The organism is Streptomyces sp. NPDC058632 (genome assembly GCF_042717095.1).
Classification (GTDB): domain Bacteria; phylum Actinomycetota; class Actinomycetes; order Streptomycetales; family Streptomycetaceae; genus Streptomyces.
The window spans coordinates 1-13,507 of the sequence record NZ_JBHXQZ010000146.1; the positions used below are offsets into that span (position 1 = coordinate 1).

Genomic DNA, 13,507 nt, shown 5'->3' on the forward strand with positions numbered 1-13,507 from the left:
GAACCGGTGAGGCGACCGCGCACATCTCTTCGGCACGGGCCGAATCGGACCGATCGGTGTTGCAGGGGGCCTCCGGACCGGTCCCTCTGCGCGTCGAAGGCCGCCCGGCCGTGCGAAGAGCCGGCTCGAACCCGGGCGTACGGTGCACTTCTCCGTGCCCGGCAGTCCTGACCGGCTCAAGGGTGTGACGCGGAACTTCTGACGGTTCTCGTGCGGTCGATGCCCGCGGACACCGCAGTGGGCTTTGGAGTACCCCTTGTCGTCGAAGGAAAGTGAGGCTTGTCGCCATTTCCACCTCTGTGCACATACCGAGACGCGCCACCGTGGCAGCCGTACTCGCCGGTGCCCTTCTCCTGCCGTCGGCTCCGGCCACGGCGGCCCGGCGGGCCGCACCGGTCAATACGGGGGCGGTGTTCAACGACCCCAGGGGATCGGCGGCGCAGCAGAACGCGGTGAAGGGCCACATCATCGCCGCGATCGACAACACGCAGAGCGGCCGGACGATCCGGTCCGCGCTGTACGCGTTGAACGACCAGGACTACACCGATGCCCTCATCGACGCCCACCGGCGCGGTGTCACCGTGCGAGTGGTCCTGGACGCCAAGTTCGAGTCCTCCGCGGCCACCCAGAGCCTGATCGGGGCACTGGGCACCGACAAATCCACGGGCTCGTGGGTGCACGTCTGTACGACCGGAGGGGCCTGCGTCGCGACGGGGCGCAGCAGCATGATCAACCACAATAAGTTCCTCACCTTCTCGCGCGTGGGGGACGCCGGAGAGGCGGAGGACGTGGTGATCCAGACCTCCGCGAACCAGACCTCACTCAACACGGAGAAGTACTGGAACAACGCCTACACGGTCGTCGGGAACACCGATCTCTACACCGCCTACCGCGGTTACTTCGACGACCTGGCCGCGATGAGGAAGAACGGGAACTACTTCACGAGCGGAAAGGTGGGCACCGAAAAGTACTACTTTTTCCCGCAGGAGACCGGGGACGTCATGGTGGACATCCTCGGCAACGTGTCCTGTGCCGGGACCACGGTGCGGGTGGCGGCCCTGGCCCTGCACAGGGACGCGGTCGCGCAGAAGCTCGGGTCGCTGGCCGACCAGGGCTGCTCCGTACGCATCGTCTACAACGACAGCAACGACGTGAGCAAGCTCTCCGGGCACAGCAACATCGCTCTGCGCCGGCTGAGGACCGCCGACGGGTACCTCGTCCACTCCAAGTACGTGTTGATCGAGGGCGACTACGCCGGGCATCAGGACACGAAATGGACCTTCACCGGATCGCACAACCTGGACGAGTCGTCGCTGCGCGACAACGACGAGGCGATGCTCAGGCTGGAGGGGACGGCACCGCACGAAGCGTACCGTCAGAACTTCGAGAGCATGTTCGCCGTCGCGACCCCTGCGGGATGACCGACCGGTCCCGCCGAGGGGCTGATGCGCCTCCTTTCCCTCCCGGGGCCCCGGGAGGGAAAGGAGGCGTCGTCGCGTGCCCGGACCTGCCCGGGCAGGAGGCAGGCCCTCTCCGCGTCGGCGGGGATGGCGCCGGACCGGCCCCAGGAGCGCGTGCCGGCGCAGTCGGCCGCGGAGCCGGACACGGATCCGCGGTGCGGTCCGCAGCGTGAAACGGCGGCGCACCGCACCACCCCTTCCCGTAGATTTCCCGGTGAGCGATCGATCGACGTGCAGCAGACGCGAGGGGACGGCACACCAGGTGGCAGGGGCAAGGCAGGCCGTGGGCGAGGCCCGCAGGATCGTCGTCAAGGTCGGATCCTCGTCGCTGACGACCGCGGCGGGCGGCCTGGACGCCGACCGGGTCGACGCACTCGTCGACGTCCTCGCGAAAGTCCGCAGCGGCGGAGAGCGCGAACTCGTCCTCGTCTCCTCCGGCGCCATCGCCGCCGGGCTCGCCCCGCTGGGCCTCACCCGGCGACCGCGCGACCTCGCCCGCCAGCAGGCCGCCGCCAGCGTCGGCCAGGGCCTGCTGATGGCCCGCTACACCGCCTCCTTCGCCCGCTACGGCGTCCGCGTCGGCCAGGTGCTGCTCACCTCCGACGACATGAGCCGCCGCGCCCACCACCGCAACGCCTCCCGCACCCTCGACAAGCTGCTCGCGATGGGCGCCTTCCCGGTCGTCAACGAGAACGACACCGTCGCCACCGACGAGATCCGCTTCGGCGACAACGACCGCCTCGCCGCCCTCGTCGCCCACCTGGTCCACGCCGACCTGCTGGTCCTGCTCTCCGACGTGGACGGCGTGTACGACGGCGACCCCGCCCGGCCCGGCACCTCGCGGATCGCGCAGGTACGGGGCCCGGAGGACCTCGCCCACGTCGAGATCGGCAGCGCCGGCAAGGCCGGCGTCGGCACCGGCGGCATGGTCACCAAGGTCGAGGCCGCCCGGATCGCCGCCGCCGCGGGCGTCCCGGTCGTGCTGACCAGCACCGTCCACGCGGGCGACGCCCTCGCCGGCGCGGACACCGGCACCTACTTCCACTCCACCGGCCGGCGCTCCGCCGACCGGCTGCTGTGGCTCCAGCACGCGTCCACCCCGCAGGGCTCGCTCACCCTCGACGACGGCGCGGTGCGCGCGGTCGTCGAGCGCCGCAAGTCGCTGCTGCCGGCCGGGATCGCGGGCGTCGAGGGCGAGTTCAGCGCGGGCGACCCGGTCGAGTTGCGGGACCGCGAGGGGCGGCCGGTGGCCCGTGGCCTGGTCAACTTCGACGCCAAGGAGATCCCCCGGCTGATCGGCCGTTCCACCCACGACCTCGCCCGCGAGCTCGGACCCGGGTACGAACGCGAGGTCGTACACAGGGACGATCTGGTGGTCCTGCATCCGTAAATGTGCCGGATCGTCCGCCCCCCGTGGTGGACGTTCCGTAAAACCGCCCCACGACGCCCGGCGGCCTGCTCAACTTTGTCCCAGGGACACATCCGCCCGGCCACCGGGGCCGGCCTGTGCGTGAAGGAGGCCGTCGTGAGACGAGTGCGCCCTGGGGCGACGGCGTCCCGCGGTGGTGCCGGCTCCCGTGCGGCCGGCGAGGAACGCGCCCTGACCAGCGTCGCGGCGGGCGACCACTGCCAGAGCGGCGAGCCCCACGACCTCCCGCGCCTGTGGCACGTCACCCTCAGCGTCTCCGGCGGCCGGGCCCCGGTCGCCGAGGTCCGCCGCGCCCTGGAACAGCTCGCCCACGACCACCCCTTCCTGCTGACCAGCCGGTACGCCGACGACCACGCGGAGATCCGCTACTGGGAGGAGGCCCGCGACCTGCACGACGCCGCCGCCGTGGCGCTGCGGCTGTGGGGCGAGCACCGGCAGACCGCGGGACTGCCGCCCTGGGAGATCGTCGGCCTGGAGGTCATCGACCGGGCCACCTACCACCAGCGCATCGCCGCGGGCTACGGTCCGGCGCCGGCGACGCCGGTGGGGGTACATCCGTTCTGACAGGGGAGGCCGGTCCGGCTCTCCACGAGGCGGCAGGCCCCCGTGCCGGCGACGGCAGGCACTCCCGCGTCTCGGGGTTCGGGATGACGGTGGTCCGGCCCCCCGGCCGCACTACCCTTCCCTCATGACCACGCTTTCGCCGTACGACTCGATGTCCCCGGTCAACCAGGCCGCCTACCGGGCCAAGGGGGCCGCCGCCACCCTCGCGCCGCTGCCGCGCGCGGTGAAGGACGACGCGCTGCTCGCCGTCGCGGACGCGCTGGAGGTCCGGGCGAGCGAGATCGTCGAGGCCAACGCCCAGGACGTCGCCAAGGCACGCGAGGCCGGCATCGGCGAGGGCATGATCGACCGGCTCACCCTCACCCCGGAGCGGGTGCGCGCGATCGCCTCGGACGTGCGGGACGTGGCCGCGCTGCCCGACCCGGTCGGCGAGGTCGTCCGCGGCTCCACCCTGCCCAACGGCATCGACCTGCGGCAGGTCCGGGTGCCGCTCGGCGTCGTCGGGATCATCTACGAGGGCCGGCCCAACGTCACGGTCGACGCCGCCGCCCTGTGCCTGAAGTCCGGCAACGCGGTCCTGCTGCGCGGCTCGTCCTCCGCGTACCGGTCGAACACCGCGCTGGTCCGGGTGCTGCGCGACGCCGTGGGCGGCGCCGGACTGCCCGCCGACGCCGTACAGATGGTGCCCGGCGAGGGCAGGGACGGCGTGCGCGAGCTGATGCGCGCCCGCGGCCTGGTCGACGTCCTCATCCCGCGCGGCGGCGCCTCCCTGATCAACACGGTCGTCCAGGAGTCGATCGTCCCGGTCATCGAGACCGGTACCGGCAACTGCCACGTCTACGTCGACGCCCACGCCGACCTCGACACCGCCGTGGAGATCCTGATCAACTCCAAGGCCCAGCGGGTCGGCGTCTGCAACGCCGCCGAGACCCTCCTGGTCCACCAGGACATCGCCCCCGCGTTCCTGCCGCGCGCCCTGGACGCCCTGGCGGAGGCCGGGGTCACCGTGCACGCCGACGAACGGGTGATGGCGTACGCCAAGGACTCCGCGGCGACGGTCGTGGAGGCCACCACCGAGGACTGGGAGACCGAGTACCTCTCCCTCGACATCGCCGCGGCCGTCGTCGACTCGCTCGACCGGGCCGTGGAGCACATCCGGCTGTGGACCTCCGGCCACACCGAGGCCATCGTCACCACCTCACAGCCGGCGGCCCGCCGGTTCACCCAACTGGTGGACTCCACCACCGTCGCCGTCAACGCCTCGACCCGGTTCACCGACGGCGGCCAGTTCGGCTTCGGCGCGGAGATCGGCATCTCCACGCAGAAGCTGCACGCCCGGGGACCGATGGGTCTGCCGGAGCTGACCAGCACCAAGTACATCGTCACCGGCGACGGACACGTCCGCCGCTGACCCGGCGGCCCGCTGACCCGCCGGCCCGCCGTCCCGCGCCCGGGGGCAGACGGACGAATTTCCGTACCGTCTGCCCAAAATGACCCCTCAGGTCTACTCTGGAGAGGTGCCGGAGGACGTGGGGGGCACGCCGTTCCCTGACGGCGGGGAGCCCGACGACGACCACGACCGCGGAGTGTCGGACGAAGAGCTCGACTCCGTGGTCTTCGACGAGGCTTTCATCGGCGCGGCCGTGGTCCACGAACCGACCGCCGTCGAACGCCTCCTTGCCGCCGCCCGGGCCAGAGCCGAGGCCTCGGAGGCCGAGGCCCACCGCACCCGCCCGAAGACCGAGCGGTACGACGACGGGTACGGAGGCCAAGGGCGGTACGGCCGCCGTCGCCGGGGCGACGGCTTCGACGACCTGGACGACGACACCGGCACCCCCGAGGACGACTACGGTTTCACCACCGGGCGGCCGTACGGCGGACAGGTCCGCTGGCACCGCCCGGTCGCCTGGGTGCTCGCCCTCGTCATGGGCATCGGCATGGTCGCGCTCGCCTTCTCGGCCGTCTACCGGGGGTCCTCCGCCGACAACCGGCAGGACCCGGTGCCACCGCCCGCCTCGACCGGCCTGGAACAGGGCGGCGGGGGCGCGGTCCCGTCCGCCTCCGCCGACTACTCCCGGCCGGACGTCCCGGTGATCCCGAGCAGCCCCTGACGGGTCTCCGGCAGGTCCGACGGCAGGTCAGCCAAGGGGTCCCGGCCGGAGCGGAACCCTGTCACAACGTGGCGTGCGGCAGGGCGTTTACGCGGGCCCAACGCGACCTACTCTGAAGACATGGCAGGTCCTGCGGACCCGCCCGGAGGGGCACCCGAGGGGGCCCCCGGAGGTGGCGAGGACGAGTACCGGTCCGTCGTCTTCGACGAGACCTTCGTCCGCGCCGCCCGCCTCCAGGAGTTCTCCGCCCGGGAGCGCATCACCGACCACGCCCCCGCCGTACGCCGCCGGCCGCGCCGGCGGCGGGGCCTGTCCCGGCAGGCGCTGGTCCTCGTGGTGCTGATCGCCGTGGCCTTCGGCACCGCGATCTACATGGGTGTGCGGCATCCCTACCGGACGCCCGCGGCCGGGGCGGCCGCCGAGCCGCTGCGCATGACCGTGATCCCGCTCGCCCCCGAGGGCAAGGTGCCCGGCACCACCGATTCCGAACGGTTGTACGACAGTAGTCCGGCGGCGCAGTTCCGCATCGGTGCCGAGGGGGTGACGCTCCCGGCGTCCCGGCATACCGCGCACTTCTCGGACGGGCAGGTCGTGACGGCGCTGCTCACCGCGAAGGACTACATCGTCCGGTCCGCGCTCGCCCCCGAGGTACTGACCGGAGGGGAGACCCGCACCGTGCGCGTCCTGCTCGACGCCGACCAGCAGGACCAGTTCGACCGGAGCTTCAGGCGGCCGGCTCCGGACGGGCGGCACGCGCCCACCGGATGGCTCGTCCGCTTCGACCCCTCCCGCGCGGAGCTGGCCGACCGCAGGATCCGGGTCCGGGGCACCCTGCAGGCGTCCGAGGCCGCCTCCGGCATCCTCGAGGTCACCGCGGACCACACCTCGGTGTACGCGCTGCGGCCGGCCGGTGCGGACCCGGGAGCCCGGGTGTCGCTCTTCACCGTCCGGCGCGAGCTGCACTTCCGCTTCGACCGCGAGGACCTGCGCCTGCACCAGGCGCAGGTCGTCGCCTCCTACGTCCAGGCCGGCCCGCTGTCCTGCGCCGAGGACTCCGCGGGCCATCTGCGCCCCCTGCTGGCGGGCGGCACGGCCGAGGAGGGCGGCCCCGCCGGCACCGACCCGTACGTCACGGGCGGCACCCGGGCCCTGTGCGGCTCGCTGGCGGCGGGGGCACAGCCCAGGATGTGACGCCCGGACGCGGACGCCCGTGGCGTTACGTGGTGCCCGTGCCTCAGGCGCCGTCGCGCGGCGGTCGCTCGTCCCCGGCGTCCGGGCCCGACGACGTACCCGGCTCCTGCGGGCCGCCCTCGGTTCCCCGGGACCCGTCCGGTCCCTGCGCGGGCTTCGGGCCCGAGGACGTGAAGCCGCCGAAGCCGCGACGGACCCGGCCGCCCAGGTCCCCGGCGCCGCCCGCGATGTCGCTGACCAGCTTCATCAGCGGGTCCTTGGAGTTCTTCACATCACCGGCGTAGCTGCTCGCCGAGTCACGCCAGGAGTCCCGCACCGAGGCGTCCTTGTCCTCGTCGCGGCGCGGGTAGTGGCCGTCCATGATCCGCTGGTAGTCGCGGGTCTCCGTCCACTTCTTCAGCTCGGCGGCCCGGACGGTGGTGAACGGGTGGGAGCGGGGCATCACGTTGAGGATCTTCAGCACGGAGTCGCGCAGGTCGCCCCCGGCGTCGTACTCCTCGGCCTGCTCCAGGAACGCGTCGACGTTCATCTCGTGCAGGTGGTTGCCACCGGCGATCTTCATCAGGCCGCGCATCGAGGCCTGGAGGTCCTGACCGACCAGCAGCCCCGCACGGTCCGCCGACAGCTCCGACTTGCGGAACCACTCACGCAGCGCCGTCACGATCGCCATGATCGCGACGCTGCCCAGCGGGATCCAGGCCACCCGCACCGCGAGGGACGTCAGGAACAGCAGGACGGTCCGGTACACCGAGTGCCCGGACAGCGCGTGCCCGACCTCGTGCCCGACGACGGCCCGCATCTCCTCCTCGTCGAGCAGCTCGACCAGACCCGTGGTGACCACGATGATCGGCTCGTCCAGGCCGATGCACATCGCGTTCGGCGTCGGGTCCTGGTTCACGTACATCGGCGGGACCTTCTCCAGGTCCAGGATGTAGCAGGCGTCCCGCAGCATGACGTTGAGGTGCGCGAACTGGCGTTCCGAGACGCGCACCGAGTCGGACAGGAAGAGCAGCCGCAGACTGCGCTCGGGCAGCAGACCGCTCAGGGCCTTGAAGACCGTGTCGAAACCGGTCAGCTTGCGCAGCGCCACCAGGGCGGAGCGGTCGGCGGGGTGTTCGTACGCACGCGAGGAGATTCCGGGGAAACGCCTGCGCTGCCTGCTCGGCACCTTCTCGTGCCCGTTGTGCTGATGGCCGTCGGACATGTGTCCCCCATGTGCGTCTGTGTGACCTTCGCGGTCCGTCTTGACCTTCGCGGTTGCCAGTACGGTCCCTTGGCGGTCCTCTGTTCGCTCCTTCACCCGCCCCAGGCGAGGCCCAGCCTAGGTGGAGAAGGCGCGGACCGGCAGACCGGTGGAGCGGAAGAGCAACACGGCCGGGAGACCGCGCGTGGAGCACCGTTCCCGAGCCGTCCGGCTCCCCGGGAAGGACGATCAGGACCGCGGGATGGTTGCGTGGGCCGGCCGGCCCCCACCCGCCCGGGAAGACCGGGGCGGGGCGACCGGGATTCGCAACGGCGGAGTCGGAGTGATCGGGGGGAGGGCGCCCGCATACGATGAGCCGACGTCTTTGTCCCGCCCACACGCGATAGGTACTGCCGAAGATGAGCTTCCCCAGCGCCGCTGCCCAGTTGGTCACCCTCGCCGCCGAGGGCGGAGAGCACAGTGGCAACCACGAGAGCCTCAACCCCTACTTCGTGGGTGGCTGCGTCCTGGCCGCCCTGCTGCTCCTGCTGTGGGTCACGACACGCTTCAACCGCGACCGGTAGACACCCGGGGCCTGTTGGGGTGCGGTCGGAGGGCGTACCTGGCGGCCGGACCGTTCAGGGAGGGCCGGTAGGGTCTGCTCGCATGGGAGAGCAGGACATGCCTACCGGTCCGGCGAAGGGCACAGCCGGGGAACCGGCCGGGGCCGCGGTCACGACCGGGGCCGGGGGTGAGGCCGGGGGCGAGGGCACGGCCGGACGGCCGGCGAGCGGCGCCGAGCACCGTCCGGCGCCGCGCCGGGCCGACGGACCGGGCAGCGGCCTGCCGCAGCCGGGCAAGCGCCGCCTCGGCGTCATGGGCGGCACCTTCGACCCGATCCACCACGGGCACCTGGTGGCGGCCAGCGAGGTCGCCGCGCGGTTCCACCTCGACGAGGTGGTCTTCGTCCCCACCGGGCAGCCGTGGCAGAAGAGCCACCGGCTGGTCTCCGCGGCCGAGGACCGCTACCTGATGACGGTCGTCGCGACCGTCGAGAACCCGCAGTTCTCGGTGAGCCGGATCGACATCGACCGCGGCGGGCCCACCTACACCGTGGACACCCTGCGCGACCTGCGCGCGCTCAATCCCGACACGGACCTGTTCTTCATCACCGGCGCCGACGCCCTCGCGCAGATCCTCACCTGGCGGGACAGCGAGGAACTGTTCTCCCTGGCGCACTTCGTGGGCGTCACCAGGCCCGGCCATCATCTGACCGACGCGGGCCTGCCCGAGGGGGGCGTCTCGCTCGTCGAGGTTCCCGCCCTGGCCATTTCCTCGACGGACTGCCGTGCGAGAGTCGCCAAGGGAGATCCCGTCTGGTACCTGGTGCCGGACGGGGTCGTGCGCTACATCGCCAAGCGCGAGCTGTACCGCGGCGAGTGAGCGGAGAGGGGCACCGGTGAACGACCGATACGACGCGGGATACGGCGACGGCGGGGACGACCCGTACGGGCTCGTGGGATACGACGAGTACGGCCGGCCCGTCTACCGCCAGGCCGATACCCAGGCACCGGGCCGGCCCGCCCAGGAGGCCCCGCAGGCCCCGCAGCAGCCGTACGACCCGTACCGGCAGCAGGGGCAGCAGGACCAGTACGGGCAGGGCCACGGGCACCAGGGGCAGCAGGGCTACGGCGGAGGTTACGGCTACGACCCGTACGCCACCGGCGGCCCGCAGCAGCCCCCGCAGCCGTACGACCCCTACGGGGCAGGGACGGGTACCGGGCAGCAGCCGCAGACGTCCTCCTACGACCCCTACGGGACCCAGGGCGGCTACGACACCCCCCAGGGCGGCGGCCCGGCCGCCCCGTACGCCCCCTACGGCGACCCCTACGGGCAGACCGCGCAGGGCGGCACCGGGCAGCAGCCCCGGGTCACCGAACAGAGCGCGCACATCCCGCAGCAGCCCGGTCCGGCCGACGACGCGACCGGCCCCCACGACCGTGACGGCCGCCCGGCCGCGCACTCCGAGGCGTCCGAACGGGAGTACCACACCGAGCAGTTCGCCTTCGTCGAGGAACCGGACGACGACTCCGAGGACGTCATCGACTGGCTGCAGTTCACCGAGAACCGCACCGAGCGCCGCGAGGAGGCCAAGCGCCGCGCCCGCAGCCGGATCGTCGCCCTGGTCGTGGTCCTCGCCCTGGTCGCGGCCGGCGGAGTCGGCTACCTCTGGTACGCCGGGAAGCTCCCCGGCCTCTCCGGCTCCGACGCCGGTACGGGCACCACGACGGCCGCGGGCGCCCAGAAGCGGGACGTCATCGTCGTCCACCTGCACGACACCGAGGAGGGCGGCACCGCCACCGCGCTGCTCGTCGACAACACCACCACCAAGCAGGGCAGCACCGTCCTGCTGCCCAACTCCCTGGCCCTCGCCGCCGACGACGGCACCACCACCACGCTCGCCAAGTCGGTCGAGGACGACGGCTCCGGCGGTACCCGCAGCGCCCTCGACACGGCCCTCGGCACCGACATCGAGGGCACCTGGCGGCTGGACACGCCCTATCTGCAGAACCTCGTCGACCTGGTCGGCAACATCGACATCGACACCGACGCCGACGTGCCCGACCCGGACGCCAAGAAGAAGGGCGAGGCCCCCCTGGTCAAGAAGGGGAAGAGCCAGACCCTCACCGGGAAGATGGCCGTCGCCTACGCCACCCACCGCGCCTCCGGCGAGGCCCAGAACGCCCAGCTGGAGCGGTTCGGGCAGGTCATGCAGGGGGTGCTGCGGAAGATGACGTCCGACGCGGGTGCCGCGACGACCACCATCCAGACCCTGGGGCAGATCATCGAGCCGCCCCTGACCGACAAGGACCTCGGCTCCTTCCTCGCCCGGCTCGCCGACCTGGCCAAGGGCGGCGACCACAGCACCGCGCTGCTGCCGGTCGAGGAGGACGGCACGCTCACCGCTCAGACGAGCGACAGCGTGGTCAAGGACGTGCTCGGCGGCACCGCGAAGAGCCCCGACAAGGACGCCGCCGTCAGCGTCTCGGTGCGCAACGCCACCGGCGTCGGGGACAACACCGAGAAGGCCCGGGTGGTCCTCCTCAACGGCGGCTTCACCTTCCTGGAGGGCGGCACGGCCACCGCGGCGGCGTCCTCCGAGGTCGTCTACGCGAACGACGCCGACGAGGAGAACGCCTCCGAGGTCGCCAAGACCCTGGGACTGCCCACCGAGTCCGTCACCAAGGGCGAGGTCTCCGGGAACGCCAGGGTCTCGGTGGTCCTGGGCCAGGACTACGAGCCGGGCACCTGACCGGACCGCGGCGCGGCCCCGGCCGTGGTGCTCCCTACGGGGCATCCCGGCCGGGGCCCCCGAAACGCGTGGGTCGCGCCCGGCGGTCCGTGAGACCCTTGAGGGCAAACGACCGCCGAGCGAAAGCCTTGTAGTGACCGCAACCGACCGTTCCATCGAGCTCGTCCAGGCCGCCGCCCAGGCCGCGGCCGACAAGCTCGCGCACGACATCATCGCCTACGACGTCAGTGACGTGCTGTCCATCACCGACGCCTTCCTGCTGGCCTCCGCGCCCAACGACCGTCAGGTCAAGTCGATCGTCGACGAGATCGAGGAGCGGCTGAGCAAGGAGCTCGACACCAAGCCGGTCCGCCGCGAGGGCGACCGCGAGGCCCGCTGGGTGCTGCTCGACTACGTCGACATCGTCGTCCACGTCCAGCACAGCGAGGAGCGCGTCTTCTACGCCCTCGAGCGGCTGTGGAAGGACTGCCCCGAGCTGGAGCTGCCCGAGGACGCCGTGGCCACCCGCGGCAAGGCCGCCGAGCACGCCCGGCAGAAGGAGGCCGAGGAGGCCGCGGAGCCGGACGGTGAGTGGCGGTGAGCCCCGCCGGTGAGGTGTCCGGTTCCGGCGGAGGCCGGGGCCGCCGCGTCATCCTGTGGCGGCACGGCCAGACCTCCTGGAACGTGGAACGCCGCTTCCAGGGCAGCACCGACGTGGAGCTGACCGACACCGGCGTCGCCCAGGCCCGCCGGGCCGCCCGCCTCCTCGCCGGCCTCGAGCCCGACGCGATCGTCGCCTCCGACCTGAAGCGGGCCGCGCACACCGCCGCGGAACTCGCCGCGCTCACCGGTCTGGAGCCGGTCCACGACGAGGCCCTGCGGGAGACCTACGCGGGCGTCTGGCAGGGCCTGACGCACGACGAGATCATCGCCAGGTACGGCGACGAGTACACCGCCTGGAAGCGCGGCGACCCGGTGCGCAGGGGCGGTGGCGAGCTGGAGACCGAGGTCGCCGACCGCGCCGCTCCGGTGGTGCTCCGGCACGTCGACAAGCTCCCGGACGACGGCACGCTCGTGGTGGTCAGCCACGGCGGCACGATCCGCACCACCATCGGCCGGCTGCTCGGGCTCGACCCGCGCAGCTGGGAGAGTCTCGGCGGGCTCACCAACTGCTGCTGGTCCGTCCTCGGCGAGGGTGCCCGCGGCTGGCGGCTGCTCGAGCACAACGCCGGCACCCTGCCGGAACCGGTGCTCGGCGACGACGACTGAAACCCCGGGCCGCGGCCCGGACCGGGGCCGGATTTCACTTTCCGGCAGGTCGCAGGCTAAAGTTCTTCTTGTTCGCCCGCCGAGCGGGAAGAACACCCGGGGCTATAGCTCAGTTGGTAGAGCGCCTGCATGGCATGCAGGAGGTCAGGAGTTCAATTCTCCTTAGCTCCACAGATCACATGACGAAGATCCCGTCCTCACCACGAGGGCGGGTTTTTTGTTGTTCCTGGTTGAGCAGGAGGCGGCCGACAGGCGTATACCTCTACGAGGCGGCCAGCCGTGTCCCGACCGGTACCTCGGCGTCGCTGACCGTACTGGTCCGGCCGTGGCAGAATCAAACAACCGGAAGGGGGCGCGGCCCGACGGGAGGGAGTTGTTGATGCCTGCGAGCATCCACGGGGAGGTCGACCACCTCTTCGGCGGGGTGTCGACACGACGGACCTCTACCCGCTTCCGCTTCTCCGTGTGTACGGCCTGCGGCCACAGCTGGAGCTGAGCGATGGGTGCACACAGGCGAAGGTGCGACTGGTGCGGCAGCGGGACGCCGATCGTGCGGGACATGGAGCCGGTCAATCCCGACTACCAGTACTGGTGCGAGGAGTGCGCGCAGGCGCTGATCATAAAAGGCGACCCGATCGAGACGTACCGCGAGCTCGAAGGTGAACCGATCTACGGCCGGCTCCTCGAGGAGCACTGCACGCTCAAGCGCTTCTATTCGTTCGTGACCGCGTGACAACGCGGGCAGAACCGGGCGGAACGGAAACGATGTGGTGTCGGGCCCGGATGACCGTGTAAAGTTGGCGTCGCCGCCGGGGCAACCGGGCGGGATGTGACCTGGGGCTATAGCTCAGTTGGTAGAGCGCCTGCATGGCATGCAGGAGGTCAGGAGTTCAATTCTCCTTAGCTCCACAGCAGTAGAGGGCGGATCATCCGATCGGATGATCCGCCCTCTGTGCGTTGTCGGGCGGTGTGGTGGCGCGACCGTGCGGGCCGCCCCCCGGGGCGGCC

Annotated in this window: 13 protein-coding genes and 2 tRNA genes; 14 read left to right on the forward strand and 1 reads right to left on the reverse strand. The window is 71.8% G+C overall.

All coding sequences use genetic code 11. The features are described 5' to 3' along the window. The first annotated feature begins 323 nt into the window (after positions 1-323). The 6 genes from ACFWVE_RS33435 to ACFWVE_RS33460 all read left to right on the forward strand — a co-directional run bounded on the left by ACFWVE_RS33435 (position 324) and on the right by ACFWVE_RS33460 (position 6,755). Complete coding sequence (locus ACFWVE_RS33435; protein ID WP_384022511.1) at positions 324-1,421, forward strand: phosphatidylserine/phosphatidylglycerophosphate/cardiolipin synthase family protein; 1,098 nt, start codon at positions 324-326, stop codon at positions 1,419-1,421. Positions 1,422-1,743: 322 nt separating this feature from the next. Beyond that, entirely contained in the window at positions 1,744-2,850 is a 1,107-nt protein-coding gene (gene proB / locus ACFWVE_RS33440; protein ID WP_384022542.1) for a glutamate 5-kinase, read from the forward strand. Between the two features lie 144 nt (positions 2,851-2,994). Further along, positions 2,995-3,453 carry a hypothetical protein gene (locus ACFWVE_RS33445; RefSeq protein ID WP_384022545.1) on the forward strand — a complete coding sequence of 153 codons (459 nt, stop codon included), beginning with the start codon at positions 2,995-2,997 and terminating at the stop codon, positions 3,451-3,453. Between the two features lie 124 nt (positions 3,454-3,577). After that, positions 3,578-4,864 carry a glutamate-5-semialdehyde dehydrogenase gene (locus ACFWVE_RS33450; RefSeq protein ID WP_384022514.1) on the forward strand — a complete coding sequence of 429 codons (1,287 nt, stop codon included), beginning with the start codon at positions 3,578-3,580 and terminating at the stop codon, positions 4,862-4,864. 79 nt (positions 4,865-4,943) lie between these two features. Next, positions 4,944-5,564 carry a hypothetical protein gene (locus tag ACFWVE_RS33455; RefSeq protein WP_384022517.1) on the forward strand — a complete coding sequence of 207 codons (621 nt, stop codon included), beginning with the start codon at positions 4,944-4,946 and terminating at the stop codon, positions 5,562-5,564. 120 nt (positions 5,565-5,684) lie between these two features. Further along, complete coding sequence (locus ACFWVE_RS33460) at positions 5,685-6,755, forward strand: hypothetical protein (protein WP_384022520.1); 1,071 nt, start codon at positions 5,685-5,687, stop codon at positions 6,753-6,755. A gap of 43 nt (positions 6,756-6,798) precedes the next feature. On the opposite strand, the gene ACFWVE_RS33465 is transcribed toward ACFWVE_RS33460, so the two are convergent. Then, on the reverse strand, positions 6,799-7,959 hold the full coding sequence (locus ACFWVE_RS33465; RefSeq protein WP_384022522.1) for a M48 family metallopeptidase: 1,161 nt from the start codon (positions 7,957-7,959) through the stop codon (positions 6,799-6,801). A gap of 398 nt (positions 7,960-8,357) precedes the next feature. Between ACFWVE_RS33465 and ACFWVE_RS33470 the strand changes: the two genes are divergently transcribed. From ACFWVE_RS33470 to ACFWVE_RS33505, 8 genes are all read left to right on the forward strand, one after another. Then, a complete protein-coding gene (locus tag ACFWVE_RS33470; protein WP_384022525.1) occupies positions 8,358-8,522 on the forward strand; it encodes a hypothetical protein in 165 nt (54 codons plus the stop codon). Positions 8,523-8,604: 82 nt separating this feature from the next. Further along, the gene (gene nadD, locus ACFWVE_RS33475) at positions 8,605-9,381 is read left to right on the forward strand and encodes a nicotinate-nucleotide adenylyltransferase (protein ID WP_384022528.1); all 777 of its coding nucleotides are present in this window, start codon (positions 8,605-8,607) and stop codon (positions 9,379-9,381) included. A 16-nt stretch (positions 9,382-9,397) separates the two neighbouring features. Continuing rightward, the gene (locus ACFWVE_RS33480) at positions 9,398-11,251 is read left to right on the forward strand and encodes a LytR C-terminal domain-containing protein (protein ID WP_384022531.1); all 1,854 of its coding nucleotides are present in this window, start codon (positions 9,398-9,400) and stop codon (positions 11,249-11,251) included. Between the two features lie 133 nt (positions 11,252-11,384). Further along, the gene (gene rsfS, locus ACFWVE_RS33485; RefSeq protein ID WP_384022534.1) at positions 11,385-11,831 is read left to right on the forward strand and encodes a ribosome silencing factor; all 447 of its coding nucleotides are present in this window, start codon (positions 11,385-11,387) and stop codon (positions 11,829-11,831) included. Next, on the forward strand, positions 11,822-12,499 hold the full coding sequence (locus ACFWVE_RS33490; RefSeq protein ID WP_384022537.1) for a histidine phosphatase family protein: 678 nt from the start codon (positions 11,822-11,824) through the stop codon (positions 12,497-12,499). Before rsfS ends, ACFWVE_RS33490 begins: the two co-directional genes overlap by 10 nt. A gap of 98 nt (positions 12,500-12,597) precedes the next feature. Continuing rightward, positions 12,598-12,670 (forward strand) — tRNA-Ala (locus tag ACFWVE_RS33495). A gap of 328 nt (positions 12,671-12,998) precedes the next feature. Then, positions 12,999-13,232: a hypothetical protein gene (locus ACFWVE_RS33500; RefSeq protein WP_381205359.1), complete on the forward strand. Its 234-nt coding sequence runs from the start codon at positions 12,999-13,001 to the stop codon at positions 13,230-13,232. Positions 13,233-13,335: 103 nt separating this feature from the next. Then, positions 13,336-13,408, forward strand: a tRNA-Ala gene (locus ACFWVE_RS33505). The last annotated feature ends 99 nt before the right edge of the window (positions 13,409-13,507 follow it).

What these genes read in the sequence shown, in the direction of transcription:
- nadD (WP_384022528.1), top strand. Translation starts at nt 8,605, where the DNA reads ATGGGAGAGCAGGACATGCCTACCGGTCCGGCGAAGGGCACAGCCGGG.
- ACFWVE_RS33450 (WP_384022514.1), top strand. Translation starts at nt 3,578, where the DNA reads ATGACCACGCTTTCGCCGTACGACTCGATGTCCCCGGTCAACCAGGCC.
- ACFWVE_RS33460 (WP_384022520.1), top strand. Translation starts at nt 5,685, where the DNA reads ATGGCAGGTCCTGCGGACCCGCCCGGAGGGGCACCCGAGGGGGCCCCC.
- ACFWVE_RS33500 (WP_381205359.1), top strand. Translation starts at nt 12,999, where the DNA reads ATGGGTGCACACAGGCGAAGGTGCGACTGGTGCGGCAGCGGGACGCCG.
- ACFWVE_RS33465 (WP_384022522.1), bottom strand. Translation starts at nt 7,959, where the DNA reads ATGTCCGACGGCCATCAGCACAACGGGCACGAGAAGGTGCCGAGCAGG.
- ACFWVE_RS33470 (WP_384022525.1), top strand. Translation starts at nt 8,358, where the DNA reads ATGAGCTTCCCCAGCGCCGCTGCCCAGTTGGTCACCCTCGCCGCCGAG.
- ACFWVE_RS33455 (WP_384022517.1), top strand. Translation starts at nt 4,944, where the DNA reads ATGACCCCTCAGGTCTACTCTGGAGAGGTGCCGGAGGACGTGGGGGGC.